This is a genomic window from Faecalimonas umbilicata (genome assembly GCF_042846195.1).
GTDB lineage: Bacteria > Bacillota > Clostridia > Lachnospirales > Lachnospiraceae > Faecalimonas > Faecalimonas umbilicata.
In genome coordinates this window covers 1,915,874-1,935,826 of sequence record NZ_AP031411.1, presented here as the reverse complement: position 1 = coordinate 1,935,826, position 19,953 = coordinate 1,915,874, and the positions used below count along the sequence as shown (strand labels likewise).

23 protein-coding genes, 1 other RNA gene and 1 other annotated feature are annotated in these 19,953 nt (G+C 41.1%); of the genes, 15 read left to right on the top strand and 9 right to left on the bottom strand.

The genetic code is table 11. The features are described from left to right. Positions 1-33 precede the first annotated feature (33 nt). From ACGG81_RS09225 to ACGG81_RS09215, 3 genes are read left to right on the top strand one after another with little or no spacing between them, the layout of a single operon-like run. Positions 34-1,632, top strand: a complete 1,599-nt coding sequence (locus tag ACGG81_RS09225) for a hypothetical protein (protein ID WP_016438443.1) — start codon at positions 34-36, stop codon at positions 1,630-1,632. A 13-nt stretch (positions 1,633-1,645) separates the two neighbouring features. Next, positions 1,646-1,786: a hypothetical protein gene (locus ACGG81_RS09220; RefSeq protein ID WP_009262245.1), complete on the top strand. Its 141-nt coding sequence runs from the start codon at positions 1,646-1,648 to the stop codon at positions 1,784-1,786. Then, positions 1,734-2,792 carry a D-alanine--D-alanine ligase family protein gene (locus ACGG81_RS09215; RefSeq protein ID WP_390107964.1) on the top strand — a complete coding sequence of 353 codons (1,059 nt, stop codon included), beginning with the start codon at positions 1,734-1,736 and terminating at the stop codon, positions 2,790-2,792. The genes ACGG81_RS09220 and ACGG81_RS09215 overlap by 53 nt, the downstream gene beginning before the upstream one ends. 119 nt (positions 2,793-2,911) lie before the next feature. Here the strand turns inward: ACGG81_RS09215 and ACGG81_RS09210 are convergent, their stop codons facing one another. Then, positions 2,912-3,334 carry a hypothetical protein gene (locus tag ACGG81_RS09210; RefSeq protein WP_008975105.1) on the bottom strand — a complete coding sequence of 141 codons (423 nt, stop codon included), beginning with the start codon at positions 3,332-3,334 and terminating at the stop codon, positions 2,912-2,914. A gap of 199 nt (positions 3,335-3,533) precedes the next feature. Beyond that, positions 3,534-3,774, top strand: a binding site (T-box leader). Positions 3,775-3,854: 80 nt separating this feature from the next. Between ACGG81_RS09210 and leuS the strand changes: the two genes are divergently transcribed. The 7 genes from leuS to trxA all read left to right on the top strand — a co-directional run bounded on the left by leuS (position 3,855) and on the right by trxA (position 9,274). Beyond that, positions 3,855-6,278: a leucine--tRNA ligase gene (leuS, locus tag ACGG81_RS09205; RefSeq protein WP_016438445.1), complete on the top strand. Its 2,424-nt coding sequence runs from the start codon at positions 3,855-3,857 to the stop codon at positions 6,276-6,278. Positions 6,279-6,537: 259 nt separating this feature from the next. Next, a complete protein-coding gene (locus tag ACGG81_RS09200; RefSeq protein WP_009262242.1) occupies positions 6,538-6,990 on the top strand; it encodes a helix-turn-helix transcriptional regulator in 453 nt (150 codons plus the stop codon). Between the two features lie 82 nt (positions 6,991-7,072). Beyond that, entirely contained in the window at positions 7,073-7,426 is a 354-nt protein-coding gene (locus ACGG81_RS09195; protein WP_008975108.1) for a DUF3796 domain-containing protein, read from the top strand. Further along, positions 7,419-7,616, top strand: a complete 198-nt coding sequence (locus ACGG81_RS09190; protein WP_008975109.1) for a helix-turn-helix transcriptional regulator — start codon at positions 7,419-7,421, stop codon at positions 7,614-7,616. Before ACGG81_RS09195 ends, ACGG81_RS09190 begins: the two co-directional genes overlap by 8 nt. 163 nt (positions 7,617-7,779) lie before the next feature. Beyond that, entirely contained in the window at positions 7,780-8,031 is a 252-nt protein-coding gene (locus ACGG81_RS09185; RefSeq protein ID WP_270602944.1) for a hypothetical protein, read from the top strand. Positions 8,032-8,085: 54 nt separating this feature from the next. Further along, positions 8,086-8,844: a class I SAM-dependent methyltransferase gene (locus ACGG81_RS09180; RefSeq protein ID WP_390107959.1), complete on the top strand. Its 759-nt coding sequence runs from the start codon at positions 8,086-8,088 to the stop codon at positions 8,842-8,844. Between the two features lie 118 nt (positions 8,845-8,962). Next, positions 8,963-9,274: a thioredoxin gene (gene trxA, locus ACGG81_RS09175; protein WP_016440740.1), complete on the top strand. Its 312-nt coding sequence runs from the start codon at positions 8,963-8,965 to the stop codon at positions 9,272-9,274. A 148-nt stretch (positions 9,275-9,422) separates the two neighbouring features. Here trxA and ACGG81_RS09170 read toward each other — a convergent pair whose 3' ends face one another. Beyond that, complete coding sequence (locus ACGG81_RS09170; protein ID WP_016438449.1) at positions 9,423-10,097, bottom strand: Crp/Fnr family transcriptional regulator; 675 nt, start codon at positions 10,095-10,097, stop codon at positions 9,423-9,425. 163 nt (positions 10,098-10,260) lie between these two features. On the opposite strand from ACGG81_RS09170, the gene ACGG81_RS09165 reads away from it, so the two are divergent. Continuing rightward, positions 10,261-11,652 carry an alanine/glycine:cation symporter family protein gene (locus tag ACGG81_RS09165; RefSeq protein WP_390107955.1) on the top strand — a complete coding sequence of 464 codons (1,392 nt, stop codon included), beginning with the start codon at positions 10,261-10,263 and terminating at the stop codon, positions 11,650-11,652. 151 nt (positions 11,653-11,803) lie between these two features. Further along, a complete protein-coding gene (locus ACGG81_RS09160) occupies positions 11,804-12,604 on the top strand; it encodes a hypothetical protein (protein ID WP_009262236.1) in 801 nt (266 codons plus the stop codon). Positions 12,605-12,734: 130 nt separating this feature from the next. Here the strand turns inward: ACGG81_RS09160 and ACGG81_RS09155 are convergent, their stop codons facing one another. The 3 genes from ACGG81_RS09155 to ACGG81_RS09145 all read right to left on the bottom strand — a co-directional run bounded on the left by ACGG81_RS09155 (position 12,735) and on the right by ACGG81_RS09145 (position 14,969). Beyond that, positions 12,735-14,291 (bottom strand): ABC-F family ATP-binding cassette domain-containing protein, encoded by a 1,557-nt coding sequence (locus ACGG81_RS09155; protein WP_016438452.1) that lies wholly within the window; start codon positions 14,289-14,291, stop codon positions 12,735-12,737. A gap of 224 nt (positions 14,292-14,515) precedes the next feature. Beyond that, positions 14,516-14,773, bottom strand: coding sequence for a spore coat protein (locus tag ACGG81_RS09150; RefSeq protein ID WP_008975116.1), 258 nt, complete (start codon positions 14,771-14,773; stop codon positions 14,516-14,518). A gap of 13 nt (positions 14,774-14,786) precedes the next feature. Further along, complete coding sequence (locus ACGG81_RS09145; protein WP_008975117.1) at positions 14,787-14,969, bottom strand: hypothetical protein; 183 nt, start codon at positions 14,967-14,969, stop codon at positions 14,787-14,789. 218 nt (positions 14,970-15,187) lie between these two features. Between ACGG81_RS09145 and rnpB the strand changes: the two genes are divergently transcribed. Then, an RNA gene (rnpB, locus tag ACGG81_RS09140) (RNase P RNA component class A) lies at positions 15,188-15,538 on the top strand. Positions 15,539-15,565: 27 nt separating this feature from the next. Further along, positions 15,566-16,108, top strand: coding sequence for a GNAT family N-acetyltransferase (locus ACGG81_RS09135; RefSeq protein ID WP_008975118.1), 543 nt, complete (start codon positions 15,566-15,568; stop codon positions 16,106-16,108). Between the two features lie 145 nt (positions 16,109-16,253). Here ACGG81_RS09135 and ACGG81_RS09130 read toward each other — a convergent pair whose 3' ends face one another. The 4 genes from ACGG81_RS09130 to ACGG81_RS09115 form a co-directional block, all read right to left on the bottom strand. Beyond that, entirely contained in the window at positions 16,254-16,700 is a 447-nt protein-coding gene (locus ACGG81_RS09130) for an aspartate carbamoyltransferase regulatory subunit (protein WP_016440736.1), read from the bottom strand. 20 nt (positions 16,701-16,720) lie between these two features. After that, positions 16,721-17,638, bottom strand: coding sequence for an aspartate carbamoyltransferase (pyrB, locus tag ACGG81_RS09125; RefSeq protein ID WP_008975120.1), 918 nt, complete (start codon positions 17,636-17,638; stop codon positions 16,721-16,723). 9 nt (positions 17,639-17,647) lie between these two features. Then, on the bottom strand, positions 17,648-18,184 hold the full coding sequence (locus tag ACGG81_RS09120) for a nitroreductase family protein (protein WP_008975121.1): 537 nt from the start codon (positions 18,182-18,184) through the stop codon (positions 17,648-17,650). A 90-nt stretch (positions 18,185-18,274) separates the two neighbouring features. Continuing rightward, positions 18,275-18,670: a putative ABC transporter permease gene (locus tag ACGG81_RS09115; RefSeq protein ID WP_008975122.1), complete on the bottom strand. Its 396-nt coding sequence runs from the start codon at positions 18,668-18,670 to the stop codon at positions 18,275-18,277. A gap of 139 nt (positions 18,671-18,809) precedes the next feature. On the opposite strand from ACGG81_RS09115, the gene pheA reads away from it, so the two are divergent. After that, a complete protein-coding gene (gene pheA, locus ACGG81_RS09110) occupies positions 18,810-19,940 on the top strand; it encodes a prephenate dehydratase (protein WP_008975123.1) in 1,131 nt (376 codons plus the stop codon). Positions 19,941-19,953: the final 13 nt, after the last annotated feature.

The following is a 19,953-nucleotide window of genomic DNA, read 5'->3' as shown; positions in this document are numbered from 1 at the left end:
TAACTTATTGATATATAGAAAATGGAGGATGTTATGAAAAAAGCAAAGGCAAAAATAATTGGAGCGATTGTGCTTGCGATTGTTGCATTTTTGTATTACTATTTTACACTGCCGGCAATCAATATCCACTCTCGTGATTTTTGGTTCTTTATTGGGATTTTAGTTGCAGTTCTTGCGCTGATCTACGCGTGGAAGAAACGGCTTCGTCCAGATGAGATTAAGACGAGTAAAGGGATGAAGGCGATTCTATTTGTACTGGCAGCAGTTGTTGTTGTGTATCTTGTGGGAGCGTTACTTTCTTCTCCGATCGTAAATGCGAAGAAGTATCAGAAGCTTCTTAAAGTAGAGGAGGGAGAATTTACAAAGGATATCGAAGAACTTTCCTTTGATCAAATCCCGCTGCTTGACAAAGAGTCTGCAACACTTCTCGGAAATCGAAAGATGGGAAGTATGGTAGATATGGTATCTCAATTTGAGGTGGATGATATTTACAGCCAGATCAACTATCAAGGAAGACCGGTACGTGTTTCTCCGCTCAAATATGCCAGTGGTATTAAATGGATCACGAATCAGTCTGAAGGAATCCCGGCGTATGTCCGTATTGATATGGCCACACAGTCTACAGAGCTTGTAAAATTAGAAAAAGGTATCAAGTATTCTACAAGCGAATATTTTAACCGGAACATTTACAGACATTTGCGCTTCAATTATCCGACTTATATTTTTGACCAGTTAAGTTTTGAGACAGATGATGACGGAGTTCCATACTGGGTATGCCCGGTGAAGAAGTTTAACATTGGTCTGTTTGGAGGAGAGACTGTTGGAAGAGTTGTACTGTGTAATGCAGTGACAGGAGAGACGAAAGACTATGCGATCGATGATGTGCCGAAGTGGATTGACCGTGCATATTCTTCTGATCTTCTTGTACAGCTTTATGATTACTATGGAGCGCTGAAGCATGGATTTTTGAACAGTGTGCTTGGACAGAAAGACTGCCTGAAGACGACAGAAGGATATAACTATCTTGCGATCGATGACGATGTATGGGTATATACGGGTGTGACATCCGTGAGTGGTGACCAGTCCAACGTCGGATTTGTTCTGATGAACCAGAGAACAATGGAAACAAAATTTTATCCGATCGAAGGTGCTACAGAGGCTTCTGCAATGTCATCTGCAGAAGGTCAGGTACAGAACTTGAAATACAAGGCGACTTTCCCGCTTCTTTTAAATCTCTCCGGAGAGCCGACTTATTTTATCGCATTAAAAGATGATGCGGGCCTTGTTAAGAAGTATGCGATGGTAAATGTACAGAAATATCAGCTTGTAGCAATCGGAGATACGGTAAGCCAGTGTGAGGAAAAATACAATGAACTTCTTCTGACGGATGGTGTGATCAAGGAAGAGGAAGACAAGCGAGAAGTACAGACGATGGAAGGAACCATTGCGAAGATTGCACAGGGAGTCGTGGAAGGAAACTCACATTACTATATTCTTCTGGAAGAATCAGAGGAGATTTTTGATGTGTCGGTAGTAGACTTTATTGATGTCATCCGCTATGAGCCGGGACAGAAAGTGACGATTGAATATAAGCAGGATGAGAAGGTAAATACAGTTTTAAGTATTAAATAGAGCAGGATTTGCAATGAAATCAGCATTTTTGGAAATGCATTTTATAGAAAATGCCGATAGAATAGAAAGAAGTGAAAAAAGAAAAGTAAGGATGTGGAAAAATGGGAGAGAAGAAACAGAGAGTAGCGGTAATCTTTGGAGGGCAATCCTCTGAGCATGAAGTTTCCTGTAAGTCAGCAGTTACAGTGATCTCGCATATTGACCGGACAAAATATGAGCCGGTTTTAATCGGGATCACAAAAGAGGGATGCTGGCTGGAAGTGGAAGATACAGAAGCAATTAGAAATGATACCTGGCGTGAAAACGGGAAGCGGGCAATTCTTTCACCGGATGCCGGAGAACATGGAATTCTCGTGTTGGGGGATACTGTGGAGAAGATCCAGGTAGATGTGATCTTTCCAGTTCTTCACGGAATGTACGGTGAAGATGGAACCATCCAGGGATTGTTTGAACTTGCGAAAATCCCTTATGTCGGATGTGGGGTACTTGCATCAGCGGTATCCATGGATAAACTTTACACGAAGATCATCGTAGATCGTCTTGGAATCCGTCAGGCAAAGTTTGTTGGAATCCATGCATATGAGCTTGAGGAGATCGACAAGGTGCTTGACAAGGTGGAGGAAGTGCTTCCGTATCCGGTATTTGTAAAGCCGTCCAAAGCAGGGTCTTCTCAGGGAGTCAATCAGGCAAAAGACAGAGAAGAATTACAGGCAGCATTGCTTGAAGCGACAAAGCATGATACAAAGATTCTTGTGGAAGAGACGATTAAAGGGCGTGAGATTGAATGTGCAGTGCTTGGTGGAAAGAATGTGAAAGCATCTGACGTCGGTGAAATTAAGGCAGCAGATACGTTCTACACTTATGAAGCAAAGTACAATAATCCGGATTCTAAGACAGATACTCATCCGGAACTGCCAGAAGGAGCATTGGAAAAGGCGAGAGAAGATGCTGTTGCAATTTTCAAAGCGGTAGATGGCTTTGGACTTTCCAGAGTGGATTTCTTCCTGGAACATGGTACAAATGAAGTGATTTTCAATGAGATCAATACATTGCCTGGATTTACGAATATCAGCATGTACCCAATGCTTTGGAGAGAAAAAGGAATCGATACGACAGCGCTTGTGACAGAGCTGATCGAGCTTGCATTTGAAAGAAAATAGAGTATACGAAAATAGAAAAAAGATAAGAGAAAAGCCTTGCGGTAGCAATTACTGCAAGGCTTTTAAAAGTAATGGAAATTATGGACTATTAACTTTTCCATTTGAATTGCTTCGTTGTTTTAATTAAGAAGTGCACAGTCAGTCAAGTCAATTCCGTTTAACTGGTCTTTCTCTGCGCTGATACTTAAATAGAAATTCACATCATGTCTCTTAGAGATATTTTTCAACCGTTCAATGAAGCGAGGCATATTCTCAGAAGAAATATTGGCATGTTTTAAAATACCATCGATAAAAATAGCCTGAATATCATGGTTAGCACTAAGCATTCCATAAATAAATCCAGTGTAGTCGTCAATGTTCTTGATGGAAGGATAGTCATCCATACAGATTACTCTGATATCAAAAGATAAACTGTATGTATCGTTGTGACTGTTCTTGATAAACGTTACATTGCCGTCACACTGCTTTACTGTCTCATTTGCTAATTCGATCATCTGTTGTGTTTTGCCGCTCCCTTTAGGGCCTGTTAATAAATTTACCATGGCACTATCTCCTTTATAATGTTTTTTCGTTCTGTCGATTATGTAATGTATTATACACTAATTATAAGAAAATGGCAATAAAATATAAAAATTTATGCGAAATTTACAAAAAAATACAGCTTTTCCCAATGCCTTGACAAATAGTCTTCGTATGATAAAATAGAAATATCATTGAAATTGTGATGACAGATTGAATCAGACAATGGCAAAGAAGAGGAGTAGTAAGAGTCTATCGTTTTCAGAGAGCTGCCGGCAGGTGTGAGGCAGCAGCGTAATCTCCGAACTCACCTTGGAGCCCTTCTATTGAACGAGAGATACAGAATACACTGTATGGAAGTAGATAGAGGCGGGACTTCCCGTTACAGAAGCAATGAGTGCGTACAGTGAGATGCTGTATGAATAAGAGTGGTACCACGGAAGTCAGCCTTTTCGTCTCTTGATGGGATGAGAGGTTTTTTTTTATTGCATAGGAAATTGATTTCCGCAGAGGGAATTCTTGGAGAAAAAGGAGGAAAAAAGAATGGCAGTACCTTATAATCATAAGGCGATTGAAAAAAAATGGCGTGAAAACTGGGAAAAGCATCCAGTGAACGTAAAAGAAGATGAAAATGGAAAGAGAGAGAAATATTATTGTCTCGATATGTTCCCATATCCATCAGGAAATGGTCTCCATGTCGGACACTGGAGAGGATACGTAATCTCTGATGTATGGAGCAGATATAAGTTATTACAGAAATACTATATTGTACATCCAATGGGATGGGATGCATTTGGACTTCCGGCAGAAAACTATGCAATCAAGATGGGCGTGCATCCATCGATTTCTACTGCTGAGAATGTAAAAAATATTAAGAGACAGATCAATGAGATCGCAGCTCTCTATGACTGGGATATGGAAGTCAATACAACTGATCCAGAATTTTATAAATGGACACAATGGATCTTTGTAAAAATGTTCAAAGAAGGACTGGCATACGAGAAGGAATTCCCGATCAACTGGTGCCCTTCCTGCAAGACAGGTCTTGCGAATGAAGAAGTAGTAAATGGTAAATGTGAGCGCTGCGGAACAGAAGTGACAAAGAAAAATCTTCGTCAGTGGATGCTTCGGATCACAAAATACGCAGAGAGGCTTCTTGCAGATCTCGATAAATTAGATTGGCCGGAGAAGGTAAAGAAGATGCAGGCAGACTGGATCGGAAAATCTTACGGTGCAGAAGTTGATTTCCAGGTAGAAGGAAGAGAAGATAAGATCACTGTCTATACGACAAGACCAGATACTCTTCACGGGGCGACATTTATGGTACTTGCACCGGAGCATGCGCTTGCTAAGAGTCTTGCCACAGACGAGACAAGAGAAGCGGTAGAACAGTATATCTATGATGCTTCTATGAAGTCGAATGTAGACAGACTTCAGGATAAGGAAAAGACAGGAGTGTTTACAGGATCTTATGCGATCAACCCATTAAATGGAGCAAAGACACCAATCTGGCTCTCTGATTATGTTCTCGCAGACTATGGTACCGGAGCAATCATGTGTGTGCCGGCTCACGATGATCGTGACTTTGCATTTGCAAAGAAATTCGATCTTCCAATCGTACAGGTAATCGCAAAAGATGGAAAAGAAATTGAAAATATGACAGAGGCCTATACAGAGGCAGCAGGAACGATGATCAATTCTGGTGAGTGGAACGGAATGGAATCAGCTGTTTTGAAAAAAGAAGCGCCGCATATCATCGAAGAACGTGGATTTGGAAAGGCAACTGTCAACTATAAACTGCGTGACTGGGTATTCTCGCGCCAGCGTTACTGGGGAGAACCAATTCCGATTGTACACTGCCCGGATTGTGGAGCAGTTCCAGTACCGGAAGAGCAGCTTCCTCTGACACTTCCGGAAGTAGATTCTTATGAGCCGACCGGAACAGGAGAATCTCCGCTTGCAGGAATTGAAAGCTGGGTAAATACAACTTGTCCAGTTTGTGGAAAACCTGCAAAACGTGAGACAAACACAATGCCACAGTGGGCTGGATCTTCCTGGTATTTCCTCCGCTATGTGGACAGCCATAATTCCGAAGCACTTGTATCAAGAGAAAAAGCAGATGAGATGCTTCCGGTAGATATGTATATTGGAGGAGTAGAACACGCGGTACTTCATTTATTGTACTCTCGTTTCTACACAAAATTCCTCTGTGATATTGGGGCAATTGATTTTGATGAGCCATTCAAGAAATTATTCAATCAGGGAATGATCACTGGTAAAAACGGAATCAAGATGAGTAAATCAAAAGGAAACGTCGTATCTCCGGATGATCTTGTAAGAGATTACGGCTGTGACTCTCTGAGAATGTATGAATTATTCGTAGGTCCACCGGAATTAGATGCAGAGTGGGATGACAGAGGAATCGATGGTGTTTACCGTTTCTTAAATAAAGTATGGAATCTCGTTATGGACAGCAAAGACAAAAATGTCAGCGCAACAAAAGAGATGATCAAGATCCGTAATAAAATGGTATATGATATTACAACACGTTTGGAAAGCTTTAGCTTAAACACAGTTATTTCAGGATTTATGGAGTACAACAATAAGCTGAATGAGATTGCAAAAAAAGCAGGCGGCGTGGATAAAGAAACATTAAGCACACTGGCAGTACTGCTTGCTCCGTTTGCTCCGCATATGGCAGAAGAGTTATGGCAGCAGCTCGGACACGAAGGAACCGTATTCAATGCGGGATGGCCGACTTATGATGAAGAGGCGATGAAAGACGACGAGGTCGAAATCGCTGTACAGATCAACGGAAAGACAAGAGCTGTCGTGACACTTGCGGCAGATGTATCTAAAGAAGATGCAATTGCAAAAGGAAAAGAAGCAGTGGCAGATAAACTGACAGGAATGATCGTAAAAGAGATTTACGTTCCGGGAAGAATTATTAATATTGTGCAGAAGTAGGCAGTGCAGATAACGGAAAAGATGGACTTATCCTGTTTATAGGAATAAGGCCATCTTTTTTGGTATCTATAGGGCATATGCCTGTCAAGCAAACGAGCTAGTCTAGTGAGCTTGTATAGCACTGCTGTAGAATACTGCAAAATAGCGTAACAGGTTTGTGAAATGGATGTTACCAAAATGGAAACAAGGGAAATACATACTGGTACTTTTATTTTGGATTTTATCGTTATATGATGAGAATGAAAGAGAGGTATGGAGTATGGCGTTAAATGATAACATCAAAAAATTCAGAGAAGAAAAAAATCTTACTCAGCAACAACTTGCAGATAAGTTATATGTTTCAAGGCAGACAGTTTGTCGCTGGGAAAAAGGTTCAAGATGTCCGGATTTGATTACAGCAAAAAAACTGGCATTAGAACTAGACGTAAGTGTGGACGAACTTATATCTGATGAAGATGTAAAGGATCTTCAAGTAAATTATGGAATATGGAAATCTGAAAGAATAAAAGATAAAAAGCATTTGCAGGTACTTCAAAAAAGGATATTAGACTTTATACAAATTGTGGGAGCTGTATTTTTAGCAATCACGATTTTGCTACGAGTACAATTAGATATGAGAGTGCCTGTATGGTGTACAATCGTTTGCTTTATTATTGTAGCAGGAGCATTTCTCTGTAGTTTCATAGTTTCTAAAAGGTTGAGAGAGATGTAGTGTGCATTCTTGACTTTAAACATGAAAAGTGGTATATTTATAACATAAAGTGTTAAATATACCACATAGAAGGAGGTCTATTATGAAGTGTAGGTATGGCTTTTTAGGTTTTTTCTCTCTCATTGGCTTGCTGGGATTTTGGACAGATAATCCTATGTTTTTCCCGTTTTTAGGTTTTGCCTTATTTTTTGAATATTTCTTTGTGGAAACAGATGAAATGTTTGTTCAAAATATGAGAAAAGCTGCTGCGTGGGCGTTTTTCTCTGAATTAGTAATAACAGCCATTGTCACGTTCTATTATGCAATCATAGAGCATAATTCTAATGTCGCGCTTGTAAAAGGGATTGGTTTGGGATTTGGGTTTTCCATAATTGTCTTCTGCTTTGTTACTGCTTATTTTGATTGGAAAGATAGGTGTGGTGTATCCGATGATTAAAAACAGAATTAAAGAGTATAGAGCAAGATTTGATATGAAACAGGAAGAATTGGCTGCAAAAGTAGGTGTACGCCGAGAAACTATAGGAAACCTTGAAAAGGGAAAATACAATCCATCATTGGTTTTGGCATGGAATATCGCAAAGACATTCCATGTTACGATTGAAGAAATTTTTACAGTAGAAGAATAATTTTCTAAAATCTTTACTTACATTTAACTTGTAACAGTGATCTAAAATGGTAAAATTATCGTAATAGAAGTAGAAATCGGAGGATGGTAATATGTTCTTGATAATGATAATTAGTATGATCATTGGATTGGCCCTTTCTTTTTTTCTTGCAAGAAGATATGATATGAGTGAAAAAGTAGACAAAGGGGTTGAATTTTGTTATTGGAAATTGAGTTATAGACGAAAATTAATCAGAACATTATGGATGATACCTGTATTGATAATGATAAACATCGTAATTTATAAAGAGTTTCCGGCATATTCCTATGCAAGGATTATTGGCGTGATTCTTTTTCTGCCGGTTTTTATTCAGGCTGCGTATAATTATAAGAAGTGGAAAAACGAAACAGCGCAAGAAGAGGATGTCAAGTATTAAAAAATATGATATGCTAAAGATGGCAAAAAGAAAAGTTTAGCAAGGGGAAAAGAGATGGCAAGGCAAAATATTTATGATGACGAATGTTTTTTTGAAGGTTACAAAAAGATAAGACAGAACGAAATAAATGCCAATACCTTGTTTGAGATTCCCGAATTGTTTGCATTATTACCTGATTTAAATGGAAAAACAATATTGGATATGGGTTGCGGTTTTGGGGAGCACTGTACAAAATTTGTGGAATTAGGTGCAGCAACGGTTGTAGGAATTGATATTTCCAAAAAGATGTTGGAGGTTGCAGAAGCAGAGAATGGACATCCTTCTATTTCCTATATCCATATGCCTATCGAAGAAATATCAAAATTGCATAAAAAGTTTGATATCGTAATCAGCTCTCTTGCGATGCACTATGTTGAAAATTATGAGGCAGTTGTCAGGGATGTGTATCAACTGTTGAAGGATGGAGGCATATTTGTGTTTTCGCAGGAGCATCCGTTGACTACTTGTTTTTCGTCGGGTGACAGATGGACCAAAGATGAAAACGGGAAAAAGCTATATTTAAATCTTATGGATTATGGAGTAGAGGGAGAAAGAGAAACGACATGGTTTGTCGACGGCGTCAAGAAATATCACAGAACATTTTCAACAATGCTCAACACACTGATTCAAGAAGGATTTTGCATAGAAAGTGTGACAGAGCCGCTGCTGACGATTGAAATTCTGGAGAAATATCCGGATTATGCAGATCTTTTTCATAAACCTGATTTTTTGATGATAAAAGCTGGTAAGAAAAATTGCAGAAACTGTGACTAACTCACAGAGTTTCTGTCAATCATGAGTATAATAAGAGATAACAAAGGAAATAGAAAAAGACCTGATGAATGTCAGGCAGACCATAAATCATTGCAGGAATAGAAAGGATGGAAGAAAAATGGCAGCAATTCAATTAACAAGCGAAACATTTCAAAAAGAAGTATTAGAGGCAAAGGAACCAGTTTTAGTAGATTTTTGGGCACCATGGTGTGGACCTTGCCAGATGGTACTGCCGATCATTGAGGAACTGGCAGAAGAAGTGACAGATGTAAAAATCTGTAAAGTCAATGTAGATGAGCAGATGAAAATTGCAAAGGAATACCGCGTAATGTCCATTCCGACATTGATCTTATTCAAAGATGGTAAGATTGCAAAACAAGAGCTCGGGGCAAAGACAAAAGAAGAGTTACTGGAAATGATCCATGGATAAGTGCTAGGAGAACGAAAGCAGAAACGATGCAAAAAATATGATAAAGCAAGGAAATGTCTAAATAGCTGTAAAAAGCAGGACATTTCCTTTTTGTATTTTGGGAATAGTTTTACAAGCGTATGAAACACCTGATCTAGAAAAATGGTATTTACAGGGTAAGGGAAGTCAGACCGGCGCGGTTGGTGATGTGTACATTTCCGCGAGAAAGTTCGACATATCCTTCGGAGGAGAAATATTTGAGCATCCGGGTGACGACTTCTCTGGCGCTGCCGACGAAGCGTGCAATCTGCTCGTGAGTCATGTGGATCGTGTCGGATTGTTCGTTGGCGGATTCCTCCAAAAGAAAGAGGGCAAGCCGTTTATCAAAACTCATGAAAAGCACCTGCTGCATTGCCCACATGACGTCGGAGAAACTTTCAGATGCCAGCTTGTAGGCGAAGGCTTCCACATAAATATTTTCCTGCATGATCTGTGAAAAGGCACAGGAATTTGTCTGAAGAAATTCACAGTCGGAAACGGCATCGATATGGACATCGAATGTGATTGACTGAAGAACGCAGGAAGCTGATAGAATACAGATGTCTCCGTCATACAGCCGATAAAGAGTAATTTCCCGCCCATCTTCTGAGAGGATATATACCCGGACAGAGCCTTTTTTAATGAGAAGGACACCGACACAGTCTAAGTCAGCACTGTGGATAGAATCTCCTCTTTCATAGGAGACAGCAGTCGTTCCTCCAATTAGAATATCTTTTTGATGAGGGGATAGTTTGTCCCAGAAAGTAAAATGTGATTTTAAAAGTTGAATATCGTGTTCTGTCATTTGTGTCACGCTCCTTTGCATAGTGGTATTGTACTATGAGATCGAAAAAAGGGCAAATGATTTTGCGGGAAAACTAATAAACAGAAAAATTTCTCATATATTTGATAGTACGGACAGAGCGAAAGGTTCGCTTTGCATCGAAATTTGAAATATGGGAGGAGTTATGCTAGGGAAAATAGGACAAATCAACAGTGTGGTAAATGCGTTCGTATGGGGGAGGGGGATGCTGGTTATTTTCCTTGGCGTCGGAATGCTTTTTACACTGCGAACCGGTTTCTTTCAGTTTAAGGGTTGGAAAGTCTGGATGGGGGATACACTTGGTGCATTGTTTCGTGACCGGAGAGTCAGAAAGGCGCAGGATCATCAGTCTATTTCACAATTTCAATCGTTTTGTACGGCGTTAGCAGCAACGCTTGGCACGGGGAATATTACCGGAGTTGCCACAGCAATTGTGACCGGAGGCCCGGGAGCGGTCTTCTGGATGTGGGTGTCTGCGTTCCTCGGGATGATGACAATCTATGCAGAAAATGTGCTCGGGATCAAATATCGTTACAAAAACTCCGAAGGTGCATGGGTTGGGGGTGCGATGGTCTATATGGAGCGGGGACTGGGGGCGAAGTGGCTTGCGGTTTTCTTTTCTATATTTTGTCTTTGCGCCTCTTTTGGAATGGGAAATATGACACAGGCTAATGCGATTGCAAAAGGGCTGGAAGCTACATTGAAAATTTCGGAGCAATTTACAGGAATGGCATTAATGGTACTTGTGGCTGTTGTGATTCTCGGTGGTGTTCAGAGAGTCGCGATGGTAGCAGAAAAAATCGTTCCGTTTATGGCGGCATTCTATATTCTGGGAGGTCTTCTTGTCATTGTGATACATTATGAGAGAATTCCGGAAACATTTTTATGGATTTTCGGAGAAGCATTTGGGCTGCGTGCAGTTGGAGGCGGAGTTGCTGGATATGGTGTGAAGATGGCGATGAAAATGGGTATTTCCCGCGGTGTTTTTTCCAATGAGGCCGGACTTGGATCTTCGGTGATGGCACATGCGGCTTCTGACGTAAGCTGTCCGCAGATTCAGGGTATGTGGGGAATGGCAGAAGTGTTCATAGATACGATTGTTGTCTGTACAATCACAGCACTTGTAATACTGACTTCAGGCGTATATGATCCACAGAGATGCATTTCAAACATTGCAGATGGAGTCGAAAACATTGACGGCACGACGTTGACGGGAAATGCCTTTGCAACAGTATTTCCAAATGGGGACAAATTTCTTGCTATCTCCATTGCGCTGTTTGCGTTTGCGACCATCATCGGCTGGGCATATTTTGGAGAGCGGACAGCAGCATATCTTTTTGGAGAACATGCAGTTTTTCCATATAAACTGATCTACATATTGCTTCTTCTGCCGGGAGCTGTTCTTGCACCGAAGCTTGTTTGGGAACTGTCTGATACTTTTAACGGGTTGATGGCAATTCCGAACTTGACAGCGTTGATCCTTCTGCATGGAGAGGTCATTCGCATGGCAAAGGAGTATAAAAGAAATCGAAAATAGCTGTAAAGCAAACACAAGAGTATAGCCGTGCCAAGAAGATAAATTTCATAAAATCTTAATAAATCATATCGCCTATCTTAAAGTTCTTTTTGTATAATAAAGTTAGTTCAAAAGAAAGTAATCAATAAGATAAATGGAAGGAATGATTTGTATGAGAAGACAAAGAAAAGGATTTTTAACATGGATAGCTTCTTTAATCCCGGGAGCGGGAGAGCTTTATATGGGATTTGAGAAGCAGGGAGTCAGTCTAATGATTCTATTTTGGGGAAGCGTGGCACTGATTGCAATGCTTGGCATGGGATGGCCGATTTTTTTACTCCCGGTTATATGGTTTTACAGTTTTTTCCATGTGCATAATTTAAAGACAATGAACCCGGAAGAATTTTACATGGTAGAAGACAGATATTTACTTCACATGGATGAACTGGCGAAAGAGTTTCGAAGCGATAAAAAAGGATTTTTCCAGTCTTACCGTTCTATCATTACAATTCTGATCATTCTGATCGGTGCAACCTTGCTGTGGGATGGAATTTCCTCGCTGATTTATGTCATTTTGCCGGGATTTATGTATGATGTTCTTTGGAATATTGGAAATGTATTGACAAAGGGAGTGGCAGGAGCAGCAATCATTGCAGTCGGAATTTACTTTTTCCGTTGTACAAGAAAAGAAGAAGATCAGTTCCGACAGGAGAAGATGACAAGAAATCAGGAAGAGGCACAGAATTCTGCGGCGAGAGAGTTTATGGCAGGTACTTTTGGAGCAGCCATGAATGAAACAGAAAAAGGGGAAATGTCTTTTTCGGGGAATCCGATGACCGGAGAGCAGGATTTTACGAAAAATGAGGTGCCAGTGCCACAGCCTCTTTTAGGAAACCTGCCGATAGAGGAGAAGGAAGCTGAAGAGAAGGAAGAATCTCCGAAAGATTGTGCATCTGAGCAAGTGGAAAAGTAAATACGATAAAAAACAAACAAAAACTTCAGCAAAGAACCAATTTGAATCTGTCGAATCTTAGAAGAAGGACAGGGCAAAAGAGTTCTTGCTGAAGTTTTTTTGTTGCATCAGAGATATTTTTGAAATGAAATTAAATAATCTTCGTTGTCCATTTTGTGCAGTCCCAAACTTCATTTACCACATCCTGATAGAAGTCAGGCTCATGACAGATCAGAAGAATGCTGCCGTTGTATTCTTGAAGAGCTCGTTTCAACTCTGCCTTGGCATCCACGTCAAGGTGATTGGTCGGCTCGTCCAAAAGTAAAATATTTGTCTCTCGGTTGATCAGTTTGCACAGACGTACTTTTGCCTGTTCTCCACCGCTTAACACACGAACCTGACTTTCAATGTGTTTTGTCGTCAAACCACATTTGGCTAGTGCGGAACGGACCTCATACTGGGTGAAAGATGGAAATTCACTCCAGATTTCTTCAATACAGGTCGTTTTATTGTCTGGTGCAGATTCCTGCTCAAAATAACCGATCATAAGATTTTCCCCAAGTTCCACAGAACCTTTCAGAGGATGGATCAGGCCAAGAATGCTTTTTAACAGAGTGGTCTTTCCAATTCCATTGGCGCCGACGAGCGCAATTTTGTGACCGCGCTCCATAGAAAGGGAGAGTGGTTTGGAAAGAGGTTCGTCATATCCGATCACGAGATCTTTCGTTTCGAAAATGTATTTTCCAGGAGTGCGTCCGACTTTGAAGCGAAATTCCGGTTTCGGTTTTTCGGCAGCAAGCTCAATGATATCCATCTTATCCAGTTTTTTCTGGCGGGACATCGCCATGTTTCTTGTGGAAACTCTTGCTTTGTTGCGGGCAACAAAGTCTTTTAGTTCGCTGATTTCTTGCTGCTGACGGCGGTAAGCAGCTTCCAGCTGAGATTTTTTGACTGCGTAGACTTCCTGAAAATGATCATAGTCACCGACATAACGATTTAATTCTTGATTTTCCATATGGTAAATGATGTTGACTACTTCGTTTAAAAATGGAATATCATGGGAAATTAAGATAAAAGCATTTTCATAGTCAAGTAAGTAGCGCTTAAGCCACACAATGTGTTCCTCGTCCAGATAGTTTGTTGGCTCGTCGAGAAGCAGGATATCTGGTTTCTCTAAAAGCAGCTTGGCAAGGAGTACTTTTGTGCGCTGTCCTCCGCTTAAATCTGTGACATCTCGCTCCAGACCGATATCAAGTAATCCGAGTGCGCGGGCAACTTCTTCTACTTTAGAGTCAATGATATAAAAGTCCTGAAGTGTCAGGGTATCCTGGATTGTTCCCAGCTCCTCCATCAGCGCTTCCATTTCTTCTGGATCTGCATCGCCGAGAGAGTCGCAGATTTGATTCATTTTCTCCTCCAGTGCAAAGAGATACTGGAATGCCGACTTTAAGACATCACGGATCGTCTGGCCTTTTTCCAGAACTGTATGTTGATCCAGATATCCAGTACGTACATTTTTCGCCCACTCAATCTTTCCTTCATCTGGCTGTAATTTTCCGGTTACAATATTCATAAAAGTGGATTTTCCTTCTCCGTTTGCACCGACAAGTCCGATATGCTCACCTTTTAACAGTCGGAAAGAAACATCTTCAAAAATCGCACGGTCCCCGAAGCCGTGAGATAAATGTTCTACATTTAAAATACTCATAAAATAGCTCCTTAATTCTTTTGTTCTTTTGTCAGTTAGATATCATTGTACAGGATAAAATATTTTTTGTCATTAAGAAAGTAAAGAATTCTTAGGATTATAAGAAAAGTTGGAGATTTTAGAAAAGAACTGTATGTATGTCAGTATCGGAGAGGTTTTCAGACACAGAAAGCCGCCTCTCCGGCTTCGGTGTAGTGATGCGGCAGGGGAGGCGGCTGAAAAAATTAGTGCATTGTCGGTTGAGTCAGAATGGATTTGACATGGTTTACTTCCTGCTCCGTTGCCTTTGCGGCAGGAACATAGTAACTTTTCTGGCGTGCGACTTCATACAGTTTCTCCTGTGACATTTCACAAGAATTCCGGATCTGTTTCAGACATTGTTTTAATTCTTTATTCTCTGTCTGTGGAATCATTTCTCCAAACATTTTTAATTCTCCGTTGATACCTACCAGTGCATCTGCGACCATTGTTTTTTCGTTCATTTTGATGTCCTCCTTATAAAAATCTCATCAGTTCCTGTTTGTTTTTCATTGCACTGTCTGCAGCATCCTGGAACAATTTTTTGATTTCGGGATCGGTTGTCTGAGAAGCATAATCTGTCATTTTGCAGTGTGTTGTGTCATATCCTCCGATCAAATGACGGAGATTTTGTAAATCTAAGATAGAAATATCAGCCATTGTTAAGCCCTCCTCAAGTTTTTCATATTACGTTTCCCTGTCTAGTATGGCAGAAAGACAGAAGATTATACATCTTGGAAAAGAAGTTAAAAATATCTGTCATTGTGTTTGCAAATTGAAAAAATGTGCTATAATGTATGGTAAATGGAAGTAGAAGATGTATTTTTTAACAGAAGTCTTTACTTTTTTGCTAGAAGATGATAGAATACAAAGGCATTTAAGTAAGACAGACAATCGCAGCTGCAATCACCGAAAGGTGGCAGGTGAGGAAAGTCCGGGCTTCACAGGGCAGGATGCCGGATAACGTCCGGTGGAGGTGACTCCAAGGCTAGTGCAACAGAAATATACCGCCGGTCATCTGGCCGGTAAGGTTGGAAGGGCAGTGTAAGAGACTACCGCCTCTCTGGTAACAGCGAGGGCATATGTAAACCCCATCCGAAGCAAGACCGAACGAAAACAATGTGGCGGCCCGTCACGTTTTAGGTAGGTCGCTTGAGCCTTCCGGTAACGGCAGGCCTAGATAGATGATTGTCCAACGACATAACCCGGCTTATCGTCTTGCTTAATGCTTTTTGATTTTACAGGAGGGACCGACTATGGGAAAAGGTAGAATCAATTACAGAAGAATCAAAGAATCTGAGTTGTCTGTGTCACTGTTTGCTGACTTTGACCGCTATCAGGAAGTAAATCGCTGTTGGCGGAAGGAAGACGGTGAATGGGTATTGAAGGACATCGTATTTAACGAACAGTGGAGTGATAGTGACTATCGGTATCTGACGGAGTGTCTGATCCACACGATACAGACAGGAGGAGTTGTCTTCGGTGCGTTTGTGGAGGAACGCCTGAAGGGATTTGCATCGGTAGAACACGAGTTTTTCGGACAGGAGAAGCAGTATTTGGAACTGACCAGTATACATACTTCTTATGATTGCAGAAACAGAGGAATTGGACGACAGCTTTTTACAAGGTGCGTGGAAGCTGCAAGAAAGATGGGCGCAAAGAAGTTATACATTTCTGCACATTCCTGTGAGGAGACACAGGCATTTTACAAAGAAATGGGATGTGTGGAGGCAGTCGAGTATAATCAGAAGAGCGTGGAGAAAGAACCGTGTGATTGCCAGTTGGAATTTGTATTATAATTGCAATTGTGAATAATAGAACAGAAAAAAGGTGCTCCTTTTCGAGCAGACAGGCAATAGATTTTTTGCCTGTCGTTCGAAGAGGAGCACCTTTTTGTTACAAAGGAAATCCTTTTGGAATCCAATGCAATAAAAATATATTCAATTAGTGATTTTTTCTGTCGTATTTTTCTTCACAGTATTTGCAGCGGTATACTTCTTTTTCCGGATCAGTCAGAACAAATACATGCTCCAATTCCTGCTCAATGGAAGTGATACAGCGAGGATTTTTACACTTGATCACATTTGTGATTTCTTTTGGGAGTTCCAGACGCTTTTTCTCAACAACTTTGTCATTCTGGATGATATTGATCGTGATATTGTGATCGATGAATCCGAGAATGTCAAGATCAATGATGTCGATCGGACACTCAATCTTCATAATATCTTTCTTTCCCATTTTGTTGCTTCTTGCATTTTTGATGATTGCGACACAGCAATCCAACTTGTCCAGGCGAAGGTAGTGATAGATATCCATGCTTTTTCCTGCCTGAATATGGTCTAATACAAATCCTTCTGAGATACTGCTGACATTTAATGTATTGTTTTCCATGATAAACTCCTTTCTGCCGTCTAAACTTCGATTTCTAAAAGTGTGAGGATCAGCGCCATGCGGACATAGACACCGTACTGTACCTGTTTGAAATAAGCGGCGCGAGGGTCTTTGTCCACTTCCACGGAAATCTCATTGACTCTAGGCAGTGGATGAAGTACAAGCATATCTTCTTTTGCGAGAGACATTTTGGCAGCATCTAAAATATAGAAATCTTTCATGCGGACATAGTCTTCCTCGTTGAAGAAACGTTCTTTCTGAACACGTGTCATGTAGAGGAGATCCAGTTCCGGCATTGCCTCTTCCAGATTGATGACTTCTTTGTAAGGGATGTTATTCTTATCTAACACATCTTTGCGGATATAGCTTGGAAGGCGAAGTTCTTCCGGGGAAATCAGGACGAACCGTACATTTTCGTAGCGCACAAGAGCGTGGATCAGAGAATGGACTGTTCTTCCGAATTTTAAATCACCGCAAAGTCCGATTGTAAGATTTCCAAGGCGTCCCTTTAACGAGCGGATTGTCAGAAGGTCTGTCAATGTCTGTGTTGGATGCTGGTGTCCGCCGTCCCCTGCGTTGATGACCGGGATGGAAGAGTGGCGGCATGCAACCATCGGAGCGCCTTCCTTTGGATGGCGCATTGCACAGATGTCCGCGTAGCAGGATACCATGCGGATCGTGTCGGATACACTCTCTCCCTTGGAAGCAGAGCTGGAGTCAGCGGAAGAAAATCCGAGGATGCTTCCACCGAGATTTAACATAGCTGCCTCGTGGCTTAGTCTTGTGCGGGTACTTGGCTCATAAAAGAGAGTGGCAAGCTTCTTCCCGTCACATGCATGTGCATATTTGTCTGGATGTGCTTCGATATCATTGGCAAGATCTAATAATTTGTCTAATTCTTCTACGGTAAAGTCCAAAGGACTCATTAAGTGTCTCATAACTTCCTCCTATTTGTATGTTAATAATTCAGAAACAGTCTTTCTCTTCGGTGGTTCCGGGGAAATGTCCGGATATCCGACTGCAATCAGAGCTGCAAGCTCCTGCTCCTCAGGGATGTTGAGAAGGTTGCGGATACCATCTTCGTCAAAAATTCCCATGATGACTGTTCCAAGTCCGGCTTCATGCGCTGCAAGACAGAAACTCTGACAGGCAATTCCTGCGTCAAACATCTGCCAGCGGTCTCCTTTTTTCGTGGAGTAAGAACCGTCGCGTTCAAACCCAGAGCGCCCCTTTACCATCGTTACCGCAACTAACATGGATAACTGACTGACAATATTAGAATTGTAGGAAGGGGTATAATCATCAGCGATTTTTTTGAGAATGGAAGAGTCTTCAATCGCGATATAGCGAGTGATCTGTGTGTTCTTCCAAGATGGAGAATAAGATGCAGTTGAAATAATAGATTCTAACAAAGTGTGATCGATTGGATCAGGTTTGTACTTTCGAATGCTTCGTCGTGTCTGAATACATTGCGTTGTGTCCATAATAAGAGCCTCCTGCATATTGAATTATTTTATTTATCATATAATAAAATGACAAGATTTTCAAGTACAAAAAGGGAGGCTTTATGGGAATCAATGTGATCGCTCTGACTTGGAAAGGAGTCTTTCAAAGAAAAGTCCGGCGCCAAACCATAGTGGGGCATAGTCGAGGCGGATCAGACCGCAGATATTCCATCTGGCATTGCTGTAATCCCATGGACAGAGATCGTATTTTTTTAAAAGAGAGCCGGAACAGAACTCGCCTAGAAAAATCAGGCATGCATAAATACTGCCGCGGAGCATCACACTTTTTCCGCGCAACATCTCAAAGAGAGGCGTCAGTATGCTTGCCATTCCGTAGATTGGGAACATCCAGACGGAAGTTTTCCCTGATAATTTGTAGTCTCTGTGAAAAAGAGAATGCAGGCTTGTAAAAAGGATTTCCATGCACCAGCCTGCTGTGCCGCATAAGATAAATTTATTTTTCATAGTAACAGTATTTTCCAAAATCTAGATTTTATCCAGAAATTGTAATATAATAGGAAAAATACAAAGTGCAGGACAAAGAAGCCGGAGAGCTTTCTGCGACAGCATAGTTTGGTAAAAAAGATAATGAGGTGAAAGACAGATGATACCATTAAGTGAAATCAGAGAACAACTGGATGAAATTGACAGCCAGATTGTGAGATTATATGAGAAGCGAATGGAATTGTGCACAGAGGTAGGACTCACAAAGATCGCATCAGGTAAGAAAGTATATGACAAGGAGAGAGAGATGCAGAAGTTGGCGACACTCTCACAGATGGCATCCAATGAATTTAATCAGAGAGGAATCACCGAACTGTATGAACAGCTGATGGCAATGAGCAGAAAACTCCAGTATCAGATTCTGACAGAGCATGGAGTGATCGGGAAGACGGCATTTATTGGGATTGATTCCCTCGATAAGAAAGGTGCCAGACTTGTATTCCAGGGTGTGGAAGGGGCATACAGTCAGGCGGCGCTCCACAGCTATTTCGGGGAGGAGTGTGACAGCTTTCATGTGCAGACGTTCCGTGACGCGATGGAAACATTGGAGGATGGACTTGCGGATTATGCAGTACTTCCTATTGAAAATTCATCTGCAGGGGCTGTGAGTCAGGTATATGATTTACTTGTTGAATTTGAAAACCACATTGTAGGGGAAATTGTACTTCCAATCCGACATATGCTTGCAGGGCTTCCGGGAACAAAAATAGAAGAAATTGAGTGTGTATATTCTCATCCACAGGGGCTGATGCAAAGTGCCAGATTTTTAGATGAGCATCGGAACTGGCAGCAGATCAGTGTGGCAAATACAGCAATCGCAGCACAGAAAGTGCTAAAGGAGCAGAAGAAGACACAGGCAGCGGTATGCAGTGAGTATGCAGCAAAGATCCATCATCTGGAGATTCTGAAAGAGGGAATCAATGATAACAGTAATAATTCTACTCGCTTTATCATTGTCTCTAATCAGAAGGTATATTTGAAACAGGCGGGAAAGATCAGTATCTGCTTTGAGATACCACATGAGAGCGGGTCTTTGTATCACATCCTCTCTCATTTTATTTACAATAATCTGAATATGACAAAGATCGAATCAAGACCGATTGAAGGACGGACATGGGAATATAGGTTCTTTGTGGACTTTGAAGGAAATCTTAACGATGCCGCTGTAAAAAATGCCATCCGTGGTATCCGGGAAGAAGCGAGAAATCTCAAGATACTTGGAAACTATTAAGGTGAGAAGAGCT